The 24,878-nt window shown below is 64.5% G+C and carries 32 protein-coding genes; 29 read left to right on the top strand and 3 right to left on the bottom strand.

The features are described from left to right. Positions 1 to 80: 80 nt before the first annotated feature. The 14 genes from V6U71_RS21555 to V6U71_RS21490 all read left to right on the top strand — a co-directional run bounded on the left by V6U71_RS21555 (position 81) and on the right by V6U71_RS21490 (position 9,708). Complete coding sequence (locus tag V6U71_RS21555; protein WP_411340322.1) at positions 81 to 386, top strand: HNH endonuclease; 306 nt, start codon at positions 81 to 83, stop codon at positions 384 to 386. A 119-nt stretch (positions 387 to 505) separates the two neighbouring features. Further along, on the top strand, positions 506 to 982 hold the full coding sequence (locus V6U71_RS21550) for a hypothetical protein (protein WP_411340321.1): 477 nt from the start codon (positions 506 to 508) through the stop codon (positions 980 to 982). A gap of 6 nt (positions 983 to 988) precedes the next feature. After that, positions 989 to 2,728, top strand: coding sequence for a terminase large subunit (locus tag V6U71_RS21545; RefSeq protein WP_411340320.1), 1,740 nt, complete (start codon positions 989 to 991; stop codon positions 2,726 to 2,728). A gap of 43 nt (positions 2,729 to 2,771) precedes the next feature. Beyond that, complete coding sequence (locus V6U71_RS21540) at positions 2,772 to 4,007, top strand: phage portal protein (protein WP_411340319.1); 1,236 nt, start codon at positions 2,772 to 2,774, stop codon at positions 4,005 to 4,007. Continuing rightward, positions 3,994 to 4,845, top strand: coding sequence for a head maturation protease, ClpP-related (locus V6U71_RS21535; protein WP_411340318.1), 852 nt, complete (start codon positions 3,994 to 3,996; stop codon positions 4,843 to 4,845). The genes V6U71_RS21540 and V6U71_RS21535 overlap by 14 nt, the downstream gene beginning before the upstream one ends. 22 nt (positions 4,846 to 4,867) lie before the next feature. After that, positions 4,868 to 6,145: a phage major capsid protein gene (locus V6U71_RS21530; RefSeq protein ID WP_411340317.1), complete on the top strand. Its 1,278-nt coding sequence runs from the start codon at positions 4,868 to 4,870 to the stop codon at positions 6,143 to 6,145. A 62-nt stretch (positions 6,146 to 6,207) separates the two neighbouring features. Then, the gene (locus V6U71_RS21525) at positions 6,208 to 6,648 is read left to right on the top strand and encodes a hypothetical protein (RefSeq protein ID WP_411340316.1); all 441 of its coding nucleotides are present in this window, start codon (positions 6,208 to 6,210) and stop codon (positions 6,646 to 6,648) included. A gap of 76 nt (positions 6,649 to 6,724) precedes the next feature. Then, entirely contained in the window at positions 6,725 to 7,306 is a 582-nt protein-coding gene (locus V6U71_RS21520) for a head-tail connector protein (RefSeq protein ID WP_411340315.1), read from the top strand. Then, entirely contained in the window at positions 7,306 to 7,662 is a 357-nt protein-coding gene (locus V6U71_RS21515; RefSeq protein WP_411340314.1) for a head-tail adaptor protein, read from the top strand. Before V6U71_RS21520 ends, V6U71_RS21515 begins: the two co-directional genes overlap by 1 nt. A 37-nt stretch (positions 7,663 to 7,699) precedes the next feature. Next, positions 7,700 to 8,179 carry an HK97 gp10 family phage protein gene (locus tag V6U71_RS21510; protein ID WP_411340313.1) on the top strand — a complete coding sequence of 160 codons (480 nt, stop codon included), beginning with the start codon at positions 7,700 to 7,702 and terminating at the stop codon, positions 8,177 to 8,179. A gap of 1 nt (position 8,180) precedes the next feature. Continuing rightward, on the top strand, positions 8,181 to 8,579 hold the full coding sequence (locus tag V6U71_RS21505; RefSeq protein WP_411340312.1) for a hypothetical protein: 399 nt from the start codon (positions 8,181 to 8,183) through the stop codon (positions 8,577 to 8,579). A gap of 15 nt (positions 8,580 to 8,594) precedes the next feature. Then, positions 8,595 to 9,032: a phage tail tube protein gene (locus tag V6U71_RS21500; protein WP_411340311.1), complete on the top strand. Its 438-nt coding sequence runs from the start codon at positions 8,595 to 8,597 to the stop codon at positions 9,030 to 9,032. Beyond that, positions 9,032 to 9,511: a hypothetical protein gene (locus V6U71_RS21495; protein WP_411340310.1), complete on the top strand. Its 480-nt coding sequence runs from the start codon at positions 9,032 to 9,034 to the stop codon at positions 9,509 to 9,511. The genes V6U71_RS21500 and V6U71_RS21495 overlap by 1 nt, the downstream gene beginning before the upstream one ends. 11 nt (positions 9,512 to 9,522) lie before the next feature. Continuing rightward, positions 9,523 to 9,708, top strand: coding sequence for a hypothetical protein (locus V6U71_RS21490; protein WP_411340309.1), 186 nt, complete (start codon positions 9,523 to 9,525; stop codon positions 9,706 to 9,708). Positions 9,709 to 9,715: 7 nt separating this feature from the next. Here the strand turns inward: V6U71_RS21490 and V6U71_RS21485 are convergent, their stop codons facing one another. Then, entirely contained in the window at positions 9,716 to 10,072 is a 357-nt protein-coding gene (locus V6U71_RS21485; RefSeq protein ID WP_411340308.1) for a hypothetical protein, read from the bottom strand. Positions 10,073 to 10,194: 122 nt separating this feature from the next. Then, positions 10,195 to 10,680, bottom strand: a complete 486-nt coding sequence (locus V6U71_RS21480) for an SH3 domain-containing protein (RefSeq protein WP_411340307.1) — start codon at positions 10,678 to 10,680, stop codon at positions 10,195 to 10,197. Positions 10,681 to 10,803: 123 nt separating this feature from the next. On the opposite strand from V6U71_RS21480, the gene V6U71_RS21475 reads away from it, so the two are divergent. The 11 genes from V6U71_RS21475 to lysC all read left to right on the top strand — a co-directional run bounded on the left by V6U71_RS21475 (position 10,804) and on the right by lysC (position 20,866). Next, positions 10,804 to 12,861: a phage tail tape measure protein gene (locus V6U71_RS21475; RefSeq protein ID WP_411340306.1), complete on the top strand. Its 2,058-nt coding sequence runs from the start codon at positions 10,804 to 10,806 to the stop codon at positions 12,859 to 12,861. 10 nt (positions 12,862 to 12,871) lie between these two features. After that, positions 12,872 to 13,459, top strand: coding sequence for a hypothetical protein (locus tag V6U71_RS21470; RefSeq protein WP_411340305.1), 588 nt, complete (start codon positions 12,872 to 12,874; stop codon positions 13,457 to 13,459). Next, on the top strand, positions 13,459 to 14,067 hold the full coding sequence (locus tag V6U71_RS21465; protein WP_411340304.1) for a hypothetical protein: 609 nt from the start codon (positions 13,459 to 13,461) through the stop codon (positions 14,065 to 14,067). The genes V6U71_RS21470 and V6U71_RS21465 overlap by 1 nt, the downstream gene beginning before the upstream one ends. Continuing rightward, positions 14,064 to 14,528 (top strand): DUF6950 family protein, encoded by a 465-nt coding sequence (locus tag V6U71_RS21460; protein WP_411340303.1) that lies wholly within the window; start codon positions 14,064 to 14,066, stop codon positions 14,526 to 14,528. Before V6U71_RS21465 ends, V6U71_RS21460 begins: the two co-directional genes overlap by 4 nt. Positions 14,529 to 14,638: 110 nt before the next feature. Further along, positions 14,639 to 16,423: a hypothetical protein gene (locus V6U71_RS21455; RefSeq protein ID WP_411340302.1), complete on the top strand. Its 1,785-nt coding sequence runs from the start codon at positions 14,639 to 14,641 to the stop codon at positions 16,421 to 16,423. Positions 16,424 to 16,440: 17 nt separating this feature from the next. Further along, on the top strand, positions 16,441 to 16,833 hold the full coding sequence (locus V6U71_RS21450) for a hypothetical protein (protein WP_411340301.1): 393 nt from the start codon (positions 16,441 to 16,443) through the stop codon (positions 16,831 to 16,833). Next, positions 16,830 to 19,280 (top strand): hypothetical protein, encoded by a 2,451-nt coding sequence (locus V6U71_RS21445; protein WP_411340300.1) that lies wholly within the window; start codon positions 16,830 to 16,832, stop codon positions 19,278 to 19,280. The genes V6U71_RS21450 and V6U71_RS21445 overlap by 4 nt, the downstream gene beginning before the upstream one ends. 34 nt (positions 19,281 to 19,314) lie before the next feature. Continuing rightward, complete coding sequence (locus V6U71_RS21440; protein WP_411340299.1) at positions 19,315 to 19,857, top strand: glycoside hydrolase family 108 protein; 543 nt, start codon at positions 19,315 to 19,317, stop codon at positions 19,855 to 19,857. A gap of 34 nt (positions 19,858 to 19,891) precedes the next feature. After that, positions 19,892 to 20,272: a phage holin family protein gene (locus tag V6U71_RS21435; RefSeq protein ID WP_411340298.1), complete on the top strand. Its 381-nt coding sequence runs from the start codon at positions 19,892 to 19,894 to the stop codon at positions 20,270 to 20,272. Next, complete coding sequence (locus V6U71_RS21430) at positions 20,269 to 20,661, top strand: hypothetical protein (RefSeq protein ID WP_411340297.1); 393 nt, start codon at positions 20,269 to 20,271, stop codon at positions 20,659 to 20,661. Before V6U71_RS21435 ends, V6U71_RS21430 begins: the two co-directional genes overlap by 4 nt. A gap of 4 nt (positions 20,662 to 20,665) precedes the next feature. Further along, positions 20,666 to 20,866, top strand: a complete 201-nt coding sequence (gene lysC, locus V6U71_RS21425; RefSeq protein ID WP_411340296.1) for a hypothetical protein — start codon at positions 20,666 to 20,668, stop codon at positions 20,864 to 20,866. Positions 20,867 to 21,004: 138 nt separating this feature from the next. Here lysC and V6U71_RS21420 read toward each other — a convergent pair whose 3' ends face one another. After that, positions 21,005 to 21,373 carry a hypothetical protein gene (locus V6U71_RS21420; RefSeq protein ID WP_411340295.1) on the bottom strand — a complete coding sequence of 123 codons (369 nt, stop codon included), beginning with the start codon at positions 21,371 to 21,373 and terminating at the stop codon, positions 21,005 to 21,007. A 305-nt stretch (positions 21,374 to 21,678) separates the two neighbouring features. Between V6U71_RS21420 and V6U71_RS21415 the strand changes: the two genes are divergently transcribed. From V6U71_RS21415 to V6U71_RS21400, 4 genes are all read left to right on the top strand, one after another. Then, a complete protein-coding gene (locus tag V6U71_RS21415; protein WP_411340294.1) occupies positions 21,679 to 22,887 on the top strand; it encodes a tyrosine-type recombinase/integrase in 1,209 nt (402 codons plus the stop codon). Positions 22,888 to 22,896: 9 nt separating this feature from the next. Then, positions 22,897 to 23,754 (top strand): hypothetical protein, encoded by an 858-nt coding sequence (locus V6U71_RS21410; RefSeq protein ID WP_411340292.1) that lies wholly within the window; start codon positions 22,897 to 22,899, stop codon positions 23,752 to 23,754. 172 nt (positions 23,755 to 23,926) lie between these two features. Then, positions 23,927 to 24,100, top strand: a complete 174-nt coding sequence (locus tag V6U71_RS21405) for a helix-turn-helix domain-containing protein (RefSeq protein ID WP_184101351.1) — start codon at positions 23,927 to 23,929, stop codon at positions 24,098 to 24,100. Between the two features lie 62 nt (positions 24,101 to 24,162). Beyond that, on the top strand, positions 24,163 to 24,690 hold the full coding sequence (locus V6U71_RS21400) for a hypothetical protein (protein ID WP_411340291.1): 528 nt from the start codon (positions 24,163 to 24,165) through the stop codon (positions 24,688 to 24,690). Positions 24,691 to 24,878 lie beyond the last annotated feature (188 nt).

Genomic DNA, 24,878 nt, shown 5'->3' with positions numbered 1-24,878 from the left:
GGCATCCTCTCCCGACTGACGGGCGCGGTGGCTGCAAGGCTCCCGCGCCCGTCTGCTTTCCGGGGGACGCGAAGGACATCATGGGCAAGCTGACGGCATTGGGATCGCGGGTGGCAACGCTGCCGCCGCGCGTCGCGGTGCCGGCGAAGCGCGCCGACACGCTGTACGCTTCGCCCGAGTGGAAGGCGCTGGTCAGGGCGATCAAGGCGGCGCGCGGTCCATACTGCGAACGCTGCGGGTCGAGCCATCGGGTTGCGGGCGATCACATCGTCGAGGTGAAGGATGGCGGGGCGCAGCTCGACGCTGCGAACGTCGAGCTGCTGTGCCAGCCCTGCCACAACCGCAAGACAGCGGCGGCGCGGGCGAAGCGCGCCGGGCTGGCCTGACAGGCGGCGGCGCGGCGGCGAGAGGGGGCGGGTCGAAAGTTCGGAAGCCTCTGGGCCCCGGAAACCCCATGCCTCGCATCGACAGATTTTTTTTGGATTGGTGATTTTTGGAGGGTGAATTGAGCGAGGGGCCGGTCGATCTGTTCGGGAACCCGATAGATTTCGCCAAGCCCGCTGAACCGGGCCGCCCGGCTCATGTCCCAAGTGCCGAAAATCACAACAAAATTCTTTTGCTCGCGGCGACTGGCAAATCATTGAAGGAATGCGCGGTCGCCGTCGGGCTGAGTGTTCCAACGCTCCGGAAACATTATTTTTCCGCGGTTCAGCAGTTCGACCGGGCCCGGCTGATGCTGACCGGCGAGCGGCTGTCCCAGCTCGCGGCCGAGGCCGCAAAGGGCAATGTCGCGGCGATCAAGGAACTGGGTAAAGAGATCGAGCGCGGCGAGCTGCGCGCGCTGGGCGAGCGGGTGAAGGATCGCGGCAAGAGCGAACTACCCGCTAAGGCCAAGGGGTTGAAGGAACAGCGGAAAGAAGCCGCGCAAGGCGTCAAGGGGCTGTTCGAGCCCCGCAAGCCGCCCTCCTCACTGGCGCACTGATGTCATATGGCGGTGCCGCAGTGGACGACGGCGTGCCCGGACTGGGCCGACCGGATTGTCGCACGGGATTCGCTGGTGCCGGTCGGGGCCTTGTTCCCCAAGGTCGCGGCTCACGCATTGGGCGTGTTCAAGAGTTTGCAGGTCACCGATCTGCCGCAGAAAGGAGACGGAACTTACCCGACGCTGGGTGAGATTTGCGACGAGTTCGTTTTCGACCTGGTCGCGGCGCTGTTCGGCGCCGAGGATGGCGAAACCGGCGAGCGGTTGATCAAGGAAGTCTTGCTGCTGATCAGCAAGAAGAACGGCAAGTCGCTGATCGCGGCGGGCATCATGGTCACGGCGCTGATCATCAACTGGCGCCACCATAACGAACTGCTGATCCTCGCGCCGACGATCGAGGTCGCGGGGAACAGCTTCAATCCGGCGTCGGGAATGGTCCGCGCGGATCCGGAGCTGGACGCGTTGATGCACGTCGTCGAGAATACACGGACGATCAAGCATCGCGTCACCGGCGCCGAACTGAAGATCGTGGCGGCAGACAGCGGCGTCGTTGGCGGCAAGAAGGCCGGTTTCGTGCTGGTCGAGGAATTATGGCTGTTCGGCAAGAACGGCAAGGCGGCGGCGATGCTGGCCGAGGCCACAGGTGGTCTTGCAACCAAGCCGGAAGGTTTCGTCGTGTTCATCACGACGCACAGCGACGAGCCGCCAGCGGGCGTTTTCAAGGAAAAGCTGGCCTATGCCCGCGACGTTCGCGACGGCAAGATCGACGATCCGGCGTTTCTGCCGATCTTGTACGAGTGGCCGGAAGATATGCTGGAGGACGAGTCCTATTTGGACCCGGACTTCTTCTATGTGACGAACCCCAGTCTGGGTCGGTCGGTCACAATGGCATTCCTCAAGCGCGAGCTGGGGAAGGCGCAAGCGGGTGATGGCGACGAAACGATACAGGTCTTTCTTGCCAAGCATCTGAATGTCGAGATCGGTCTGCGGCTACGGCGTGACCGCTGGTCTGCGGCTACGGTGTGGGAAGATGCGGCAGACGACGACCTTGATCTCGACGCCCTGTTGGCGCGGTGCGAGGTCGCGATCGTCGGTATCGACGGCGGAGGCAGCGATGACTTGTTTGGCCTGGCAGTTGTCGGTCGCGAGCGGGAAACGGGGATTTGGCTGGCGTGGGCGCACGCATGGGTTCAGCGCATCGCGTTGACCCGCCGCCAGTCGATCGTGTCGATGCTGCACGGCTTTGAGGCCGATGGGGATTTGACGATCTGCGATAGCGGGATTGTGTTGCTCGAGCAGATGGCGACGGTCGCGGCCAAGGTGCGGGCGACTGGCCTGATGCCGAAGGAAGGCGGGATCGCGATCGACCCGTGGAGCATGGGACCAATTGTCGATGCGCTGGTCGAGGCCGGGTTCGATCCCGGTGACGAGTCGGCGAAGCGTGCCGGGCATATGTTCGGGATCAAGCAGGGGGTCGCGCTCTCCAGCGCGATCCACACGGTCGAGTTCAAGTTGAACAACGACCAGCTGCGACACGACGGATCGGAAATGATGAACTGGTGCGTGTCCAATGCGCTGGTCCAGCTGCGCGGATCGAACCGGTTCGTCAGCAAGGAATTGTCGGGGGCGGGCAAAATCGACCCGCTGATTGCCGTGCTGAACGCGGTGAAGGTCATGGAAACGGGCCCGGTGGCGGGCGGGTTGGATATTTCGCCTTACCGAAAGCGCGGGCTTTTGGTGGTTTGAAGGGATCGACGTGGGCTGGTTTCGGGATTTCGTATCGGCGGTGATGGCCTCCGATGCGCCGCTACCGGTGCGCCCGCGCGCTTCGTCGGACGGTGGCGTGATCATCTCGACTGCTGCGGAGATGGACGCATGGGTGCGGTCGCAGGATGGCGGCGGGTCGGTTAACGATGCGATGAAGGTCGCCGCGATTTTCGCGTGCGTCCGGATTATTTGCGGATCGGTCAGCACCTTGCCGTTTCAGGTCAAGCGACGGGTCGACGAGAGGACCCGCGCGGATGCGAGCGACCACGGACTGAACGCGGTGATCAACCGCCGCCCCAATCGGTGGCAGAAGCCGGCGCAGTTCAAATCCATGATGCAGGCGCATGTCCTGCTCCGCGGCAATGCCTATGCGGCGATTACGCGCGGCGTCGGCGGTCGGGTCATCGCGCTGACGCCGCTTCACCCTGACCGGATGCAGGTCAAACAACGCGAAGATTTGACGATCGAGTATATCTGGACCCGCAAGAATGGCGGGCAGGTCACCTTCGCGCAGAATGAGGTCATGCACCTGTTCGGGCTTACCCTCGACGGCGTCAAAGGCGTCTCGCCGATCACATACGCGCGCGAGACGATTGAAGAAGCGCGCGCCATGGCTGGTCACGGCCGCGCGATGTTCAAAAACGGGGCCAGTGTCTCGGGGGCACTGCAGATGCCCAAAGGCTCGTCGCTTACCGAAGAGCAAGTCGAACGGTTGCGCGCCAACATGGACGAATACCGTCAGGGCGGCGCACGCGAGGGCCGGGTCATCATTCTGGAGGATGGCCTTGAGTTCAAGCAGATGGCCCTGTCGTCCGAGGATGCGCAGTGGATCGACGGCCGAAAGTTCAGCCGCAGCGACATCGCGATGTTTTTCGGGATGCCGCCGCACATGATCGGTGACACCGAAAAGTCGACGAGTTGGGGCACAGGCATTGTCGAGCAAACGCAAGGTTATCGGGCGTTCACGCTCGAGCCTCATCTGGTGATGTGGGAAGAAGGGGTCAACGGCGATTGCCTCGATCCCGACCGCCGCCGCGACGATGTCGGCATTTACGTGCGGTTCAATCGCAATGCCATCGTGCGGAGCGACATCAACAAGCGATGGGAGGCCTATCAGAAGGGCCTGCAGTGGGGTGTCTACAGCCCGAACAAGGTGCTGGAAATGGAAGACGAAAACCCGCGTCCCGACGGCGATATCTATTATCCGCCACCGAACATGACGGCGGACAGCGAAGGGAAAAAAGATGTCTCTGCGTAAGCCGCCGCAGGCGAAGGCGCCCGCGCGTCCCAAGGGTTTCCAGTGGGACCCGCCGAGCGATGCGCTGTCGAAGTGGGCCGAGCGGGCCGTCGCGGTCGCGGGCGACGACGACACGGTGATAAACATCCTCGACCTGATCGGCGAGGATTGGTGGACCGGCGGCGGTTTCACGGCGCAGGATATGGCGGCGGCGCTGAAGCGTGCAAACGGGCGCGCGGTGACGGTCAACATCAATTCGCCGGGTGGCGATATGTTCGAAGGGATCGCGATATACAACCAGCTCGCGCAATATTCGGGCGAGGTAACGGTCAATGTGCTGGCGCTCGCGGCTTCGGCGGCGTCAATCATCGCGATGGCGGGCGATACGGTGCGGATGGCGCTGGGGTCGTTCCTGATGATTCATAACTGCTGGGGACTGGTGATCGGCAACCAAAAGGATCTGCGCGACGCGGCCGAGCTGTTCGCGACCTTCGACGGAGCGCTCGCCGAAATCTATGAGGCGCGCGCAAAAATCGGCATCGATGCGATCGCGGCGATGATGGACGCCGAAACATTCCTGTCGCCAACGAAGGCGATCGAGGCGGGCTTCGCGGACGAAACGATGGCCGACGAACCTAAGACGCAGGCGCGGGCGGATGCAAAGCCCGACAGCGCCCTGATCGCGCGCCGCCAGATCGAGGCGGCGTTGGCAAAGAATGGAATTTCGCGCAGCGACCGGCGCCAGCTGGTCGAGGCGCTGGGGACCCCGCGCGATGCAAGTCTCCGAACCGGCGCCCTGCGGGATGCAAGCGTCAGCGACGGGCTGAAAAGCCTGATTTCGACGATGTCGGGCAAGTAAGCCCGCAAACGGAGTAGCGACAATGAAGAATTTCAATCCCACCCGCGCTCGCGGGATCGTCCGCGTGCGGGCACAAGATGACGTCGCCGCGCTGATCGCGCAGGTGAACACGTCGTTCGAAGCGTTCAAGGCCGAACAGACGGCGGCGATCTCCGATCTGAAAAAGGGTCAGGAGGATGTCGTGCGCGCCGAGAAGATCGGCCGCATCGAGACGTCGATCACTGACCTGACGACGGCGGTCGAAGATGCCAAGGCGGCGGTCGACGCGCTGAAGATCGGCGGCGGTGCGGGCGATGCGCCGACGGCCGAGGCGCGCGAATATGCGAAGGCGTTCGACGCATATGCTCGCCGCGGCAAGCGCGAGGATGAGCTGCCCGAACTGGCAGTTAAGGCGGCGTTGACGACCGACAGCGATCCCGACGGCGGCTATTTCGTGCCCGAGAATGTCGACAGCACCGTGACGCGCGTGCTCGGCGTCAATTCGGCCGTGCGTTCGGTCGCGCGGGTCGTTTCGGTCGGCAGCGACAGCTTCAAGATGCTGGTCGGCCAGGGCGGCGCAGACGCGGGCTGGGTCGCCGAAAAGGACGCGCGCCCCGAAACCGGCACGCCGCGAATGGCGCAGCTCGATCTGGCGTTCGGCGAGCTTTACGCCAATCCGGCGGCGAGCCAGCGCACGTTGGACGATGCGATGTTCAATGTCGAAAGCTGGCTGGCGGATGAGATCGCGATCGCGTTCGCCGAGGCCGAGGGTGCGGCCTATATCAACGGTGACGGCAACAAGAAGCCGCGCGGCCTGCTCTCCTATGATATGGTCGCGAACGTGAGCTACGCCTGGGGCAAGATCGGCTATATCGCGTCGGGCAAGGCAGACGGCTTCCTCGCTCCGACGACGTCGGCATCCCCCGCCGATGCGCTGGTCGATCTGTTCTATGCGCTGAAGGCCGGCTACCGGAACGGTGCGTCGTTCCTGATGGGCGACGCGACGGTCGGCACGATCCGCAAGTTCAAGGACGGCGACGGCACCTGGCTGTGGCAGCCGCCGACGGCCGAAGGGCCGGCGACGATCCTGGGCAAGCCGGTGGTCACCGACGACCATATGCCGGGGGTTGCCGCCGGCAAATTCCCCATCCTGTTCGGGGATTTCGCGCGCGGCTATACCATCGCCGACGTCGTCGGGACGCGCGTGCTGCGCGATCCCTTCACCAACAAACCCTTCGTCCATTTCTATACGACGAAGCGCGTCGGCGGCGGCGTGTCGAACTATGAGGCCGTCAAGGCGCTCAAGATCGCCACGAGCTGATCGGGCCGGGCGGGGCCGCCGGTCCCGCCCTTTGCATTTCTGTTTTTCGAAAGGATCGAATTATGAAAGACCTTCACAGCAATGTGGCGGCGCTGACGATGATCGGCGCCGCCGCCCTGTCCGCCGACAACACGCCGCCGGCGATCCATCTTCAGGGTTTCAACGCCGCTGAAATCCTCCTGGCCATCGGCACGGGCGGGATCACCTTCAGCGGCACGAACAAGATCGAGTTCAAGCTGACGCACAGCGATGACGATTCGACCTATGAAGCCGTGACGATCGACGATGTGCTTGGCGTCGATGCGGTCGGGACTGGTGGAATCATCAAGGCCCTGATCGCCGCACACGCCGATCCGGCGACCTATCGTTTCGGCTATGTCGGCGGCCGCGCTTATCTCAAGTTGCTCGCGGACTTCAGCGGAACGCACGGGTCGGGCACCCCGATCGCGGCGATCGCCCTGCTCGGCCATCCGCAACTCGCCCCGGTCGCGAACGCGGCCTGAGGCGGCGGGCGCGCGGCGGTTTCAACCCTTGCCCCCGCGCGCCCGTTTTCCTGTCTGATCGAAGCGAGGCCCGGCGATGATCTTCACGCTCGACCTTTCCGCGATGCCGGAAGACTATGGCGACGCGGTGGTGTCGCTCGAGGCGGCGAAGGCGCATTTGCGGGTGCTGGAGGATGACGAGGACGATTTGATTGCGGCGCTGCGCGATGCGGCGGTGCAGATGGTCGAGAATTATACCGGGCTGGTGTTGCAGCCGCGCGAGGGCGAGGCGGCGATGGTGTGGCGGGCCGAGGGCCTGCCGATCGGCGCCGGGCCGGTGTCGATGGGGTGCCGCCCGGTCCGCGAGGTGCTGTCGGTAACCTATCTGGATTTCGCCGGCGCCGAGCAGACGGTCGATGTCGGGACGCTGCGCATCGTCGATCAGGGCAGTATCGCGGCGGCGCCGGGGGCGAACTGGCCCGCCGGGGTCGCGGGGGGTGTCGTGGTGACCTTTGCCGCCGGGCTGGACGATGTGCCGCCGGCGCTGGTGACGGCGGTGAAGATGTTCCTGGCGACGCTGTATGCGCAGCGCGAGACGATTGTGCTGCGCGGGGCGGCGGGCGAAATCACGGCGGGCTTCAAGATGCTGTGCCAGCCATATCGGCGGCTCCGCGTCTGATGCTCGGCGCGGGCGATTACGACCGCAAGGTGTCGTTCCATGCGCCCGAGGGCGCGGAGGACGGCATGGGGACGGTCGGCAACGGCTTTGCCGAAGCGGTGCATTGCCCGGCGTGGGCGAATGTCCGTTTCGGGTCGTCGGCCGACCGGCGGTCGAGCGCCGAGGCGCGGGTGGCGGACGGCGTCGTGCCGTCGCAATCGGCGACGTTCCGGGTACGATCGACGGCGAAGCTGCGCGAAGTGACGCAGGGCTTTGCGGTCGCCTATGCCGGGTCGCTGTGGGGCATCGCCTCGATCGCCGAAATCGGCGGACCCGCCGACGAGCTTGAGTTCACCGCAACGCGGGTCGGGGCGTGAGATGAAGTTGAAGGTCGGGTTCAAGGGCGGCAAGGAATTGTCGCGCGGCCTGCGGATGCTGGCGCGTCCCGACGAGCTGGACACGATCAAGCAGACGGCCCTGTTCGAGGCTGGTGAGCCGATCCGGGACGCCGCGAAGTTGAATGCCCCTTTCGATGAAGGCCGCCTGTTCAGCGCGATCGATATCGAAATTCTGATGCCGTCGCCCCGCCGGGTACCGACATATGCGGGGGTGGCGGTGTGGGTCCGCTATACGAACGATTATCGACCATTGAAGGGCGCGGTGGAAGGCAAAGGCAAGCGTCGCGGGCGCGGGAAGGCGCGTGATTATCAAACGGGGTCGATCCCCGTCGTTTACGGCGCGTTTCAGGAGTTCGGGACAAAGCACATGGATGCCAATCCGTGGATGGCCGAGGCATGGGCGAGCGAAGGGCGGGCGCGGGCGGTGGCGCGGATCCGGGAATCCCTTTCATGGTCGTTGATGTCGCTGGTGCGGCGGCGGCTGGCGGGGCGCTGAGATGGCGTGGCCCGACGATCTGACGACGCGGCTGCGCAGCGCGGCGACGACGGCGGGCAACCGCGTCGCGTGGTACGAACGGCAGCGCGGATGGGGCGACAAGCTGGCGGTGCTGCTGAACCTCGAGGACGAAGGCCGCGACTATACGCATGACGGCCCGTCGGGGCTCGACCAGCCGGAGGTGATGGTCGACGTGTTCGGCGCGAGCGGATCGGCGGTTGAGGCGCTGGCGGGGGCGGTGCGGACGATATTCGAGACACCGGGCCAGGCGGTCGGCGCGACAAGGTTCGGCATGGGCTTTGTCCGCGCCGGTCGGACGCTGGGGCCCGAGGATATGCCGGACGGCGCGCGAGTGTTCCGCCGCCGGATGCTGGTGCGATTTTCTGTAGAAACTGCCTGACGAAAGGAAAAGGCAATGACGGTTGCGGCAAAGACGAGCTTCGGCGCGGAGCTGTGGATGGCGGTGTCGGGCGGTTCGCTCGCCAAGGTCGCCGAACTCAAATCGCTGACCCCGCCGAAGCATTCGCGCGGGACGATCGATGTGACGACGCACGACAGCCCGGCGGGCGCGCGCGAATTCATCACCGAAGGCGTGTACGACACGGGCGAGGTTTCGGGATCGATCCATTACATCGCGGGATCGGCGGGCGACGATGCGATGCTGACGGCGGTGACCGGCGGCGCGAAGCATGATTTCAAGGTCGTGCTGAAATCGGCGGCTGACACCGAAGACCTGGAGTTCGAGGGCTTCGTCACCGAATATGGCCCCGACGACCAGCCGGTCGAGGGCGTCCAGATGGCCAGCTTTACCGTGAAGGTCAGCGGCGCGATCGCGCAGGCGGCGACGGCCTGATGAGTGAGGCCCATCCGACGGGCGAAACGCCGTTCCGGTTCGCGGGCCGCGATTATATCGCGGTGTTCGATTGGGCGGCCATCCACGCCTATGAACAGGCGATGCGGGGGGAATCGATCACGGTCATCGTGCGTGAACTGGACCGGTTCGTGCGCGCAGCGAAAGGCGGACACCCCGAGGCGTGGCGGTTCGAGCCGCGGACCAGCGCGATCGGCGAGCTGATGCGCGCGGGGCTGGGCCGGTATCATCCCGAGGTGACGGCGCGCGAGGCATTCATGATGTTCAACGACCCGGCGGTGCAGACGGCGTTCGGCCTGGCGTTGACCGCCGCGATGCCGGAGGGTGACGCGTCGGGGGAGCGCCGGGCCGCGGGGACGACGGTCCACGACCCGCGGCGACGGGATGGGTCAAGGTCATCGGGCGCTGGTGCGCGGCGGGGCAAAGGATCGAAGAGTTCTGGACGGCAACACCCCGCCTGACGGCGGCGGTGATGGCGGCGGCCGACGAGGCACGCGACACGCTGGCGTGGCAGGTCGGGCGGATCGTGCTGGGCGATGTGCGCAGTTTCGCGGCGCTGACGGGAAAGAAGGAGGTGGCGGCGGCGCCGGTGCAGACGGCGGTGGATTTGCGGCATAGCATTCGGTTATGGAAGTTCGCGCTGAGTGCGAGGGGCTAGGTTAAGCTCACTTATCTTCCAGCCATTCGGGCTTTTCGATGTAGCCAGCGGATGAGCAAAGGCCCTCGTAAGTGATCGTACTATCGCCAGGGCTGATGATTCTTAGTCCCCGATCCGTGTAATAAAATGGCGTCCAACCCACATAGGCGCCCATGCGGTTCTTTCCGTTTACAAAACCGCAGTAGATGAAATCGCTTTTCCTGAGCCCCCATTGCCACCGCGCGGCGGGGCCATCGAACAGAAGCTTGTCGGCCTCGGCAACAATCTTGGCTTTGTCCGCTGCAGAAATCGGACGTGGTTCATAGGGAGGCTTCGAAGCATTCGGTTCGACCGCGAAGAGCAGCAGGAAAACCAGTTTGAACAAGTGCGCCTCCTTATATTGAGGCGCGGAGGATACGGCGGATTGCTTCGGGGCGCGAGAGGTTTTCGGCGTCGGGTTATTGCGCGATCCATCGGTCGAGGTCGGTATCAAGCTGGTCGGATAGATTAAACGCCATAGCGTTTATTGCCGCCGCTGGTGATGCAATAGCGTCCACCGCGCGGACCGATGCAGACATTGGGCCCACTGCACGGGCAAGCGCCGCGATTTTGCAAGAGCGGCTGACGACTCGGCCGGGCGCGAGGTTTAGCCGCGTCGGGTCGCGCTGGTCTGGTGATCGGGCCGGTGATCACCGGCCTGATGGTTACGCCGCCGCGAGGTTTGGCGGCGGGCTTGGTCGAGCGCGGCGCCGGACGAACCGGCGTCGCGGATAGGAAGCGGAAGTTGACCCAACAGAAGGTGCCGCCGGCATCGACCAGCGACCAGTCTTGTTCGGTAAGCTTGACAGTGACCGGCGTTCCGCCGGCCAGTTTGGTTATCACGATAGAGTCGGGCTTCGGTTCGGCGCGACAGTTCAGGACGTCGGAGGCGACATATTCGGCATGAACGCCGACCGGCGCGCACAGCGCGGCGGTTAGCAGCGTCAACGGCATAAAGATCGATTTCATTGCGCCCCTCCCCCGGCACGTCCGGGCGGCATTTTGGGGCATTCGACAGTTTAGTACAACAGGCTGGGAAGCGGCGCTTCCCGGCCCTTTCGATATTGGGGAAGCGTCATGTCCGACAGCCTGGTCGCGCGTTTGAAGGTGCTGTTGGGGATCGACAGCGCCGAATTCGTCGACGGCGCCGACGAGGCCGAGGCGGGATGGGCGAAATTGCAGGGCAATATCGTCAAGGGCGCGAAGCTGATCGGCGGGGCGCTGGCGGCGATGGGGATTGCGGCGCTGGCGGACGATGTGCGGCGCGCGGCCGATGACAGCATCAAGCTGGCGAAGGACATGACGTCGGCGGCGAAGGGGATCGGGGTCACGACCGACGAGTTGCAGCGGTATCGTTTCGTCGCGCAAGAGGCCGGGGTGGCGCAGGATGTGATGGAAGACGGGCTGCGCGAATTGAATTTGAAGCTGGGCGAGGCAGCCGAGGGGTCGAAGTCGGCGACGGCCCTGTTCGAGCGGCTGGGCATCGGCATTTACGACGCGAACGGCAAGCTGCGCGACAGCGCGAGCGCGTTGCCGCTGGTCGCCGATGCGATGCTGGCAATCGAGGAGCCAGCGAAGCGGGCGACGGCGATGGCGCAGTTATTCGGCGAGGATGTCGGACCAAAGATGGCGGGGCTGGTGGCCCAGGGTTCGGCGGGAATCGCCAATCTGTCGCGCGAGTTCGAGGGGCTGGGGATCGCCATCAGCGGCGAGACGCTGACCGCGCTGGGCGAGATGGGCAAGGAACTGGAGCGCATCAACGACCAGATTTCGAAGGAACAGGCCGAAGCTATCGTCGCGAACAAGGACGGGATACTGTCGTATGAGCGGGCCGTTTCGCAGCTGAAAATCCAGTTAATGGGCGCGGTCGGCGGGCTGGCCGAGTTTGGCGATGCATTCGACGAGGCGGGGTATAAGGCCGCCGACCAGGTGCATGCGATGGCCGGCGCATTTGCCACCGACATGCAGGCGCTGTTGACCGCCGGGTATCGGTGGGGGCGGCAGATGGGCGAAAGTTTCGCGCGAATGGCGACGACGGCGATCGGGTGGGTGCAGAAGATGGTCGGGGAAATCGGGGCGTGGCTGGGCGGACGCCTGACCGCGGTGTTCGACGGGTTGCGCCAGAAGGTGCTGGCGGCGGGCGACTGGTTTTACGACATGTATGACCGGGTCGTCGGACATAGCTATGTCCCCGATATGGTCGACGAAATCGGCCAGCATATGCGGCGGCTGGATGCGGAAATGGTCGGCCCGGCGGCGCGGGCGACCCAATCGGTCGCCGACAAGTTCGAGGCCCTGCGTCGACGCCTCGCGGAAAGCATGGACAAGCTGTTCCCGGAAGTTCGCCGAAAGCTAGACTTCGAAGATGAACTGCTGACGTGGGAGGAATCATTTAAGCGCGGCGAGGTCAGTGCGACACAATACGCTGAAGCTATCAGGCGGCTGAAAAAGGCATATTGGGAGCCCATCGTCGATGACTCTCTGAAGCGCATGGAAGACAATGCCCCGGACGGCGAGCCCTTCGCGGTCGAGGGCAAAATCTATCAGGCGACGGACAAATATCGCGCCGGGCTGAAGAAGATGAAGACCGACGCCCGAGATGCGCGCGACGATATCGTCGACAGCTTTTCGCAGATGGTCGACGGGTCGCTGCGCGAGATCGACCGGTTCGTGAACGGCATCAAATCGGGCAACTGGCTGGACATCATCGGCGGTCTGCTGAACGCAATCGACAAGATTGCGGGGATCGTGACGGGTGGCAAGGGAACGAGCATCGGGCCGTTCACCTTCGGCAACGGCGCCGACAGGCCGCGTTATGCCTTTGCCAATGGCGGCGCGCTGACGCTGGGCGGGATTTCGGGGATCGACAAAAACCTGTTGTCGCTGAACGGCCACCCCCTTGCCCGCGTCTCGCGCGGCGAGACGATGACGATCACGCCGGCGAACGATCGGCAGGGCGGCGGGGCGCTGAACGGCGAGCTGGTCGTGCGGCTGGAAAAGGACGGATCGATGTCGGCGTATTTCGCCGGAATTGCCGGGCAGGTGGTCGATGCGCGTTCGCCGGCGATCGCCAAGGGCGCGGCGTCGGCGGCGGTCGCGAAGGTCGGCCGCCTGCAACAGAAGATGATCGGCTGAGCCCACCCATATGATCGACCTTCCCGATACGCCGGGTCCGGCGGATGTCGTTTGGCGTCCGCTGGATTTCGGGGCCGTGCGCGTGCCGCCGCTGGGTGGGCCGGTGCAGCGGATCAATCGCGACGGCAACCGCTGGGCGGTCGACGTCACGCTGCCGTCGCTGTCGCTGGCCGACACGCGGCGCTGGCAGGGCGCGCTGGCGGCGGCGGCGCGCGACGGCGCGCGGTGGAAGGTCCGGCAGTTGGGCCTGCCGGTGGCATCGTTCGGGGCGACTCTGGTCGCGGGTGCCGGGCAGACCGGCACGACGCTGAACGTCGATGGCGGGACCGCCGGCGCACCGTGGGCGCAGGGACAGTTTTTCAGCCTGATCAGCGGCGGGCAGCGTTACCTGCACCAGCTCGCCGCCGCAGGGGCCTTTGCGGGCGACGGGACGGCGGCGCTGCCGCTGGTCGAGGCGCTGCGCGTCGTGCCCGCCGACAATGACGTGATCGACTGGGCGCCGCGGATCGAGGGGATCGTGCCGCCCGAGGCGGCGGTCGTGCGGATCGGCATGGACCGGCGCGGCCAGGTCAGCTTTACGATCGAGGAAATGGGCTGATGGCGCTGGGCGACAGGGTGGTGACGCTGGTCGGGCTGGCGCAGTTCGACTTTCCGGGGCGAACGGTGCGGCTGGCCGACGGCGGGGTCGCGCAGATGGGCGGCGAATATTTCCACGCCAAGGACGACGTGTTCGGGGCGCTGGCCGAGGCCGATGCAATCGAGGAAGCGATGGGCGACGCGCTGCCCGATGGCGGCATCGTGCTGGCAATTCCGCAGGACACGGCGTTGTCGGTGGTGCTGGACCCGGCATTGCAGTTCAGCCGGGTGCGGTTCTGGCACGGCGAGAAGGATGTCGCGACGGGCGTCGCGACAGGCGAGCTGCTGCGCGACACGCTGGTCGACCAGGCGATGTGGGATCCTGTGACACGCAAATTGTCGCTGACGCTGATGGGGCGGACCGAGCGGCTGGCGGTGATCAACCGCGGCAATTACGCCTGCGCCGCCTTTCACAAGTCGGTGTACCCCGGCGAGCGAGGGTTCGACAGTTGCACCGACGCGCAGTTCCAGAAGGCGTGGGGCACGGCGGGGGCACCGCGCGGCGTGACGTCCGGCAGCGGTAGCGGCGGGGCGCGCAACGCGGCCGACCTGATGCGGGGGCTGCGATGAGCGGCGGATATCGCGACCGGACGACGGGCCGGTTCGTCAAGTCGGTGGCGGCGCGGGTCGAGCGCACCGAACGGACGCTGCGCGCGTGGCGCGAACGGCCGTTCCAGTGGTGCTGCGTCCAGATGGCGCGGGCGCATGCGCGCAACATGGGCCATCGCAAGTTGCCGGTGGTGCCCGAGGTGGCGAGCGCGGCCGAGGCGGTGCGGGCGCTGAAGGCGATGGGATATGTGTCGATCGCGGCGATGATGGACGCGCATTTCGAGCGGCTGCCCGCGCCGGCGTTCGCGCTGGTCGGCGACCTGTTGCTGTTGCCCGGCGAGGATGGGCGCGCCGACGTGCTGGGGGCGATCGGGATCGCCGACGGGTCGGGCAATATCTGGGCGTGGCACGACGCGGGGACGGGCAGGCTGGACGTGATCAAGCAGGCCCAAGCGGCGGCGGTCGCGGGGTGGCGGCTGTGAGCAAGGTTTTTCGGGCGATTGGGACGGTGAGCGGGATCGTTTCGTCCGTGCTGGCTTTTGTTCCTGGCGCGCAACCCATTGCGGCGGCGCTCGCTGCCAATGCTGCGCTGATGGGAACGCTAAGCGCGGTCACAGCCAAGAAGCCGCGCGCGACGGGGGCGATCAACAGCCGGATGATCGGAGCGAGCAACCCGATGCCCTATCTGATGGGGCTCGCCTTTTCCGCCGGGGTGCAGGTGGTCGACGAAGGCTATGGCGGCAAGGTCGACAAGGTCGAGAATCCATACAGCTTCACCGGCGTCGTCCATAGCTGTTGCGGGCCGTGCGACGGGATCGACAGCTATCTGGTCGACTGGAATAGCGTCGCGATCAGCGGCGGCGCGGCGAGCGGATATTATGCCGGGTTCCTGTTCGTCGACAGCCAGCTGGGGCAGCGGCCCGAGCCGGGGGTGCTGACGCCGCAATGGGGCGGATGCCCGAACTGGGGCAGCGCGTACAAGCTGTCGTCGATGTTCGCGACCGGTTGGTCGATGAAGTTCGACAAGAAGGGCAAGGTTTTCGCGGGCGGGCAGCCGCCGTTCGGGATCATCGGGCGCGGGGTGTGGGTTTATGACCCCCGCCTCGACAGCACCTTCCCCGGCGGATCGGGGCCGCAGCGGGTCACCGACGAATCGACGTGGGCCTATTCGCGCAACCCGGCGCTGCACGCCGGCACCTATGCCTATGGCCGCTGGGTCAACGGCAAGCTGGTGTTCGGGATCGACCAGGGCGAGGCGGTCGATTTCGGCGCGGTCGCGGCGTGGGCGAACCTGTGCGACGCGAACGGGTGGACGGTCAACGGGACGATTTACGAGCCGGTCGAAAGCCGGTGGAACAATCTGAAGAAAATCTGTCAGGCCGGGGGCGGCGAGCCGATCCCCGGGCCGGTGATCGGATTTTCATGGCGGGCGCCGCGCATCGCGCTGGACACGATCCACGCCGCCGATCTGGCGCCCGGGCCGCTGGGCACGACGGCGATGCAGGCGTGGGCGAGCCGGATCAACACGATGCGGCCCAAGTTCCGCAGCCCGGCGCATCAATGGTCGGACACGCCCGCCGACGCGGTGAAGGTCGCGGCCTTCGTCACCGCGGACGGCGAGGAAAAGAGCGAAGAGAATGTGCTGGAACTGGTCACCGACGTCGATCAGGCGGCCGAGCTGACGCTGTACGAGATTTACGAGCGGCGCGAGGCGGGGCCGTTCACGGTGACGGTCGGGCCGCGGCTGCAGGCCTATGGCGTCGGCGACAGCCTGACGATCGCCGAGGATTGCGAGCTGTGGCCGACGGAGATCGTTGGGACGATCAAGAGCCGGTCGATCGATCCGGCGACGGGCTATTCGACGCTCGAGCTGATCGGTGAGACGCCGGCGAAGCATGCGGCGGTGCTGGGGGCGACGGGCAGCGTGCCCGATGCGCCGACGCCGCCGGCGCCGGGGACGGCGGACGGCGTGCTGGGCGGCAATGCGGACCCCTATGGCTATGGTTCGGCGCTGATCGGCACCAGCTATGCCGTCGGGCTGTCGGTGTCGGCGACCGACGACAGCATCACGATCAGCGACCATGGCCGGTCCTATGCCGACCGCACGACGTTGACGGCGGTGACGGGCACGACGATCAGCGCCGGGCTGGACCCCGAAACCGATTATTTCGGATATTATGACGATGGCGATCGCGCCGGCGGCGCCGTCGTCTGGCAGGTGACCGAGGATTATTATGCGGCGCAGAACAGCGCCGAAAATCCCGACCGCCATTACGGCTTTTACATCAAGACCGACACGATCGGCGGCGGCGGATCGTCGGGATCGGGCGGCCTGCCGCCGGGCGGCGGCGGTCCATACAACCCTTACGAACCCTAAAAACATCGGAGGAATGCGTGACGACGGCGCAGAATGATTATGCCGCGCGGGTGCGCGCGGCAGGGGCGGCCTATTACACGCTGACCGCGCTGAACCAGCGCGATTATGTGGCGCTGTTCGCGTTCGAGGGCGGCGACTATTCGAGCGCGACCTTTCGTGGACAGGTGCGATCGCGGCCCGACGCCGACGGCGATCCGCTGGCCGAATTCACCTGCACGCCCGAATTGTCGGGCAGCGACACGGTGCTGACAGTGACAATCGCCAAGGCGGACATCGTTGCCCTGCCCGCCGCGGCGGAGCCCGGGGCGGCCTCGCTGCTTTATTACGACATCACGATCGAACCCGACGGCGGGGTCGAGGAAACGATTTTCGCGGGCGAATTCTATCGGGCGGGGAGCATCACAAAATGACGGACATGGTGACGGTCAGGATCGGCGGCAGCCTGGTCCCGGTGCGCCTGCCCGAAAACACGGCCGAGGCAAAGCGGCAAGCGGATCGCGCCGAAGCGGCGGCCGATGCCGCCGCGGCGTCCGCCGCGGAGGCCGGCGGCGCGGCGGGGACAGCGATCGTCAAAGTGCGCGACGAAATGCGGCGCCGGTTCGTGCCGACGGATCGCGACTATATCGACATCCAGCAGATCGGTCTGACGAGCACCGTAACCGGATCCTCGCTGGCGCAGAATGTGACCTATGTTTTCGACGATCCGGTCGCGCGCAAGGGGCCGTCGCGCTATGTGACGATCGACGTCAACACCCCCGGCGATATCGAGGTCAGCCAATGGCGGTACGTCGGCGGCGACAAGGTACAACAGGCGGCGACGACGATCACCTTGCCCGAGGCGGGGGCGCGGAAGACGTTCGACATGTTCGAGGATTTTCCCGGGCTGGAGTTCGAGGAAGGCGACTTCGCGGGATTTTTCCAGATATCGGCGCGCATTCCGTTCGTCACGTCGTCGGGCGGGACACCCTATCATGCGATCGCGACGCATGTGACGAGCTTCACCCCGGGGACGCCAAACACGTCGAACCGGCTGGGCATCTGTTTCGGCATCGCCGGCGAGAAAGCGCCGATCGCCGACACGCGCGACGAGATCGACGCGATGGTCGAGCTGATCGAAGCGAGCGGCGGCATCGCCAAGCAAATGATCGGGACGGCTGTGCCGGTCGACGGGTCGTTCCTCGCGCTCGGCCGCACCTATATCCTGAATCGTCAGGCGACGGCGAAGGGCTTCCTGCGCGCGCTGCCGTTCTACGCCAAGGAGGTCGGCTATGCCTATGTGCCGATCTGGAAGGCGGACTGGACGTTCAAGGGCATGGTGCGCGTCGATTACAAGGCGACGGGCGCGCAGCGCAAGCGCGCCTGGCGCGACTTCGGTAAGGTCGCGATAGACCCGGGCGACCGCTTCGGCATCTGCCCGATGAAGGGCCGGATCGCGGTGACGCTGAATACCGCCAACGATACGCCGTACTGGAACCCGCTGGGGCTGGTCACGACCGGCTATAATCCCGGCGCCACATCGCCGACGACGGCGCACCGAATGGAATTCGGCATCGAATTGATGACCGAGGCCGAGGCGACCGGGTTGGAGGCCGCGACGATCCTGACGCTGCCGCCGGTGATCTATGGCGTTCAAGGGCGCCAGGTGAATATCTATTGGGACAATCTGATCTACGGCAACGGGCTGGATTTCGCGTGGGACGTGCAGGTCACGACGCGCGGTTCGCAGCAGGATGAGCGCTGGTACTGGGCGATCAACGCCGCGGTCGACGAAGACATGGACATCGTGCTGATCGACCCCATTTCCGACAAGGAACTGGACCGGGCGACGACGCGGCTGAAAACGGTCACCTATCCGCCGGCGTCGCCGAAGGCGTTCACCGCGCTGGTGTTCGGCGACAGCCTGCCGTCGACCGGGGAGATTACGCAAGAGCTGCTCAACCTCGCCGGCGCGGGTGGTTCGAACACGACGCTGACGCTGATCGGGACGCGCGGCAGCGGCGCCAATCGCCACGAAGGCCGCGGGGGTATGAAGGCGCAGGACTTCGCAACCGCCGGGCGCACCGACCAGCTGTTCAATGTGTCGGGCGTCGTCGTGGAGCCGCTGGTCAACACGTCGACGGTCTACACCCACAACAGCCGCACCTATACGCCGCAGACGGTCAGTCTGACCGGCGGCAGCGGTACGATGATCTGTAGCTACAGCGGTGGATCGGCGCCCGACGCTTCGGGCACGCTGACCAAGTCGGGTGACGGGCCGGGCGACGCGACGATCGCATTCAGCTCGACGACGCCGGTTTCGGGCGATCCCTGGTGGGACAATGTCAACGCACAGATCGACATCCCCGGCTATCTCTCGGCGAACAGCTTTGCGACGCCGAATTTCGTCATCCCGATCCTCGGCATCAACGGCATCAACAACCAGCCGAACGATGCGGCGGTCGACGCGGCAATCGCGGCCGAGCTGGGCTATTACGAAACGGTCGTGCAGGCGTGGCTGGATGTTGATCCGGACCTGATGGTCTTCCCGACGCTGACGACGCGCGGCGCGGCTTTCCAGAGTGCGGCGGGCGCCAACTATGGCTCGACGATCCCGATGAAGGGCGCCAAGCGCAACCTGCTGCGCATGGCCAAGGCGATGATCGATCATTTCGGCGGCCGCGAGGCCGAGCGGATCTATCTCGCCCCGACGAATATCTGGATCGACCCGGTGCATGGTTACCCGTGGGCCGACCAGAATGCGAACAGCCGCTCGACCGAGCCGGTGCGGCGGTGGACCAACCTGTATCACCCCAGCCTGTCGGGCAAGCAGCAGATGGCCGACTGCCTCTATTCGATGATGCACGTCCTCGGCGCCTGACCGCCGCACCCATCACCTCAGGAAAGGAATTTCGATGACGATCGAAGCGATGATCGATGCCACCATCGGCAAGGAGGGCGGATACAGCAATCATCCCGCCGACAAGGGCGGCCCGACGCGCTGGGGCATTACCGAGCGGGTGGCGCGGGCGAACGGGTATCAGGGCGACATGCGCGTGCTGCCGCGCGAGACAGCGGTCGCGATCTATCGCCAGGTCTATGCGATCCGCCCGGGCTTTGCGGCGGTCGCCGAAATCGACGCGGCGGTCGGCGAGGAGCTGTTCGACACGGGCGTCAACATGGGGCCGTCGGTGCCGGCGACGTGGTTCCAGCAGGCGCTGAACGCGCTGAACGACGGCGGCAAGCTGTACCCCGACATCAAGGAAGACGGCGATATCGGTCCGGCGACGCTGGGGGCGTTCAGGGCGTATCTGCGCGCGCGGGGGAGCGAGGCGCGCGCGGTGATGCTGCGCGCGCTGAACGGCCTGCAGGCGGCGCGCTATATCGAATTGTCGCGGATGCGGGCCGCGAACGAAGCCTTCACCTATGGCTGGCTGCGCACGCGCGTCGCGATGTGATCGACGAAAACCAACGATAATCAGGGGCGCGCCCATGGAAAATTTCTCCCTGTCCGACTGGATCACGGCGGCGGGCTATACTTTGCTGGCGTCGGTCGCCGGGCTGCTGGGCCATGTGATGCGCGAGCATGACAAGGGCAATCCGCTGTCGTGGTGGCGCGCGGCGGCCGAGACATTCTCGTCGGGCCTCGTCGGCTTCCTCGTCATGCTGCTGTGCCGCGCGATGGAGCTGGACCCTTTGTGGTCAGGCTTCATCGTCGGGATCTTCGGCTGGCTGGGGGCGAACGCCTCGATCCGGCTGCTCGAGCGGCTCGTCTATGAAAAACTGGGGCTGAAGCTGCGCGCCAACACCGACAAGCGGGTGAAGGCGGCGCGGAACGGGGGAGATGCTGTAACCGAAGGGGATCAGACATGACCTGGCTAAGCAAGTTCATCACGCCCGGCATCCGGTCGCACCTGCTGGGCGCGATCGGCGTCGTCGCGGTGTGCGGGATCGTCGTCAGCACGATCGCCGGTTTCTATATCCGCGAGCAGCGCGCGGAGCTTCGCACCAAGGATGCGGTGATCGCGCGGAAAGACGATCAGATCGACGGGCTGGCGAAGTCGGTCAACCTGATGCTCCGCGTGCGCGAGCTCGAACAGAAGAATGCGCAGCTGCTGCAAGAAAAGCTGACGATGATCGAAGGCCAATCGGCCGAAATGTCGAAACAATTGAAAGCGCTGGAGGCGTCGAATGCCGAGGTCAAGGAATATATGTCTCGCCCTATCCCTGCTGATTTGCGCCGCCTGCTCGAACAGAAGTGAGCTGGTGCGCGAGCCGGTCTATATGGGCCTGCCCGCCGCGATGCTGGCGCCGTGCGTCGTGCACGACGTGCAGATGAACACGACCGGCGATATCGTGGTCAGCCGCCAGCGCTATGTCGAGGCGTTCGACAAATGCGCGGCGCAGGTTGATGCGATCCGCAAGCATGATGCCGAGGCGCGGTCGGTGGGCAGGCCGCCATCCTGACGGCCGCAATGGCTTCGGCCTTCGTCGCGCGCACCGCGTGGACGTGCTCGCTGGTCGAGCCGTCGCGATAAACCCACCATGCGGTCGCCCGCACGGGCCCGGCGCCGTGGTAGCAGACGCGCAAGTCGCCCGGGCTGGTCAAGTAATCTTCTTTCCATCGGGCGTGTGCGTCTTTCCCGGGTGCCGATCGGGGAGCCATGAAAAAATCATTTCGGTCGACCGATAGACACCGACCGACCGGTAGATCCCGTATAGCTCGCGGCTGGCGCCGTTCGACCGAACGATGTTCGTAGACCCTTCGCTCTTCTGATGCAGGTCGCCGGTATCGGTGACGACGCGCCAGAATTCATCGAAGCTCTCGCGGGGTCCGTCGCCATGGGCGTAGAGATAGGCAAGCACGAAGCGCAGCGCGTGGCTGGGTGCGAGCGGCCCGCGCTGCGCGAGGTGCCCCACTTCCTCGAGCGCAGTCAGCGCCTTTACGATCAGCTTGTCGGTCCCGATTCGCATCGGGCCGATATGCCATTTGTTCTACGAATGTTCTAGCCGGTCTGCGCTGGCTGGGCCGCTGGCCACGGAGTGACGGCTTTCCGCCTAAACCTTTGCGATTCCCAATTTACGATGAGAACCGATTCCCTTCACCCGCTCCATCTTGCTGCCCACGCGCAACCGCTGATGGTTGAAAAAACCCTGAAAATCCGCTAGTTTTTGAGCATTCACTGGCTTCCGGTGATTGCCCATGATCGCGTGTAGCTGAACGATTCGGGGGCATATCCGGGGGCCTTTCCAAAGTCCCTGATTTGCGAGGCCCCCAAATGGCGCTCACCGACACCGCGATCCGCAAAGCGAAGCCAAAAGATAAGCCCTATAAGGTCTCGGATTCGGGCGGCCTTTATCTCTTGGTCAATCCGATCGGCAGCAAGCTTTGGCGCGTTAAATATCGCCTTCATGGAGTGGAGCGTAAACTGGCGCTCGGCGCTTATCCTGCAATCACGCTCGCCGAAGCGCGAGCGGCAAGGGATGATGCGAAGAAGCAGCTCGCCCATGCCGTCGATCCCAACACTGCCAAGCGGCAGGCACGAATCGCTGCGAGTATCAGCGCAGGCAACAGCTTCGCGGCGGTGGCCGAAGAGCTGATAGCGAAGCGAGAGAAGGAAGGTGTCGCACCCGCGACACTCGAAAAGCATCGCTGGCTTTTGCGTTTGCTGGGCGCAGAGTTCGGGCGGCGGCCGGTGGCCGACATCACGCCTGCGGAGTTACTCCACGAGTTGAAGAAGCAGGAACGGCGCGGGCGGCTAGAGGCGGCCAAGCAGGCCCGGGGTTTCGCGAGCCGCGTTTTCCGCTACGCCGCCGCTACGGCACGGGCCGAGCGCGATCCCGCACAGATGTTGCTCGGCGCGCTTATCCAACCGACCGTAAAGCATTTCGCGGCGATCACTGACCCGTTGGAGTTTGGCGCCCTAGTCCGCGCGATTGAGGGATATGTGGGTGATCCAGCAGTGATGCATGCGCTCAAGCTGACCCCACATGTATTTCAGAGGCCCGGTGAACTGCGCCAGATGGAATGGACAGAAATCGACTTCGTGAAGGCGGTTTGGACGTTGCCCGCTGCCAAGATGAAAATGCGCCAACCGCACGCGGTGCCACTGTCACGCCAGGCACTCGCGATTTTGGATAGTATGCGCGGGCTTTCTGGTAACGGCAAATATGTGTTCCCCTCGGTACGAACACGGGCGCGGCCTATCAGTGACAATACGATCAATGCAGCGCTTCGTCGTCTGGGCTATTCCAAGGAGCAAATGACGGCCCACGGATTTCGAACCTCCGCCTCGTCGCTGCTCAACGAGTCGGGCAAGTGGAACCCCGATGCCATCGAACGCGCGCTCGCTCACTTGGTCGCGGGGAGCATCAGGCGCATATATAACCAGTCGGCCTATTGGGCGGAACGCGTCGAGATGGCCCAGTGGTGGAGTGATTATTTGTGTCAGCTCCGTGATGGAGGCAATGTAGACTTCCCTCGCTAGGAGAAGATGGTGGACGACCGGAAGGAAGTATTGCCGCTCCGCGTCGTCGCGGCCCGCTTCATCAACGCCGATGAAGAGATCGGACTTGCCGAGCTTGACCGCATCACAGCGGATGCCTCACGCGCGATCCAGAAACGATACTGGATCTGGACGTCGTCGTTTATGATGACGGCATTAGTTACAGCCGGCGCTGTTCTCATTGGTGGCGCTCTTACGGTTGGCAAGGCGCCGGGCGCGGATTTGGCCACGCTGATTGGACTTGGCGGCGCCGCGTTGATGATCGCGATTGGAGCATCGTGGCGCGTGTTTCAGTATGGCGGGATGAAAGCGAGATCGCCCCAGAGCCCGGTTTACGCGGACCAGTCTGACTTGGCAGTTCGCAATCTGGAACGCCTGTTCGTCATTCTCCAGCTCGAATCGACGTCACGCCCCTTTTACTACTCCCGCAATGGCGCGCGCCGATATGTTGACCACCGCTACTTCTTCGGAAAGCTTCGCGCCGCGCATGTGGCCAAGGACAACACGATCCGCAGCGCATTCTTCGGCCCAGTCGGACTCTGGTTCGACCGCGAGCTATTCCTCGAGGCGGATGTCGACAAGCTTATTGCTGACGCCAAAGCCGAGCCAAATCGCGCCGGAGCGCCCAAGAAATATGATTATACCGACGCGGTCATCTCATTGATCGAGCATCCCGAGGTGCAGGCGATCGACATCACCAAGAAGCGCGGAAATCAGACCCGAATTATCGAACTGCTGGAAGATTGGTACGACGGTCGTCGCCGTGAAGTCCCTAGCCGAACGCAGCTTTCTTCCTATGCAAAGCAGATTCTGGAGACGATCGAAAAAAATCGCTCGTCCAAATCCTAGCCTGAATTACCGAGAAACCACGCAACTGCGCGGTGTCCAATCGGGGCCAATTACCGGGGAACGGCCACGAACGGCGGATTTCTGACGAAAACGCACACCGTTCGAACTGCCCGCGCTTAGCTGCAAATGATCCTGTCGCCCGCCGCATCGCGGCACTCCAACGGAGGCGACAATGGATGAACTCGCATACTCGATTAACCGCACGGCCAAGGCGCTCGGCGTCGGCCGGAGTACAATCTACAAGCTCATCAAGACCGGCCAGGTCGATGCGCTGAAGATCGGCACGCGAACGCTGATCACGACCGCATCCATCGCGCGGCTCACCGAGGCTCGCCCTGAGACTTGATACCGACGCGGCGAATTGCCGCCCGCGCATCCCGATCACATCTCGATTCAGGAGGACACGACATGTCCGTACTTCGCAACGCTCTTGCTCGCTTCTTTTCTTCGAACCCCAAGCCCGACATGCACATCGACGCAGATGTTCAGACCGCCGTCTACATGTGGCCGATCATTGAAAAGTTGCTCGCCCACGGCGAGGACGGTGACACGTACCGCGCCACAGTCAATTTCTGGCGCTACGCCGAGCGGCCACCGCTGGCAGTCTACGATGGGGACGTGAGCCACTGCCACATCGATGGTCCGCTTCAAATGGCGGGCGATTTTGCGCTTCCCTTGGGAGGAGAAATCTTCAGTCGCGGCGTCACGATTACCCTCGATCCCTTCGAAGCGAACGGCCTTCGTGAACATATGCGTGCAGCTATCGAGCGCGCTATCCTCGCCTGGCTTGCGGACAATGGTCGCCGCGCATCTCCACCGGCGAATATTCCTTACGACCGCGAAACAGCCGACCGCGAAGCCAAGGCGATGATCGCCGACTGGGTCGCTCGCAAGGAAGCTATGCGCCATACTGCGGAGGGCCCAGATCATGTCTGAACAAGTCGCCTTTGACGCAAGGTCGCAGGGCCGCGATGCTACGCATCGGACCCGTAATTTGGATACACACCTCACGCACGGGTGCATCCAGCTTTTCCGCCACTTTTCGAGGGTGCGATCAGAGTACGCTCTGCCTTTGCTTCGCCGAAGTGACGCTTTTCCGCCAAAATTCGAGGGTGCGACCCGCA

Source organism: Sphingopyxis sp. J-6 (assembly GCF_046603995.1).
Lineage (GTDB): Bacteria > Pseudomonadota > Alphaproteobacteria > Sphingomonadales > Sphingomonadaceae > Sphingopyxis.
This window is presented reverse-complemented; position numbering and strand designations above follow the sequence as displayed.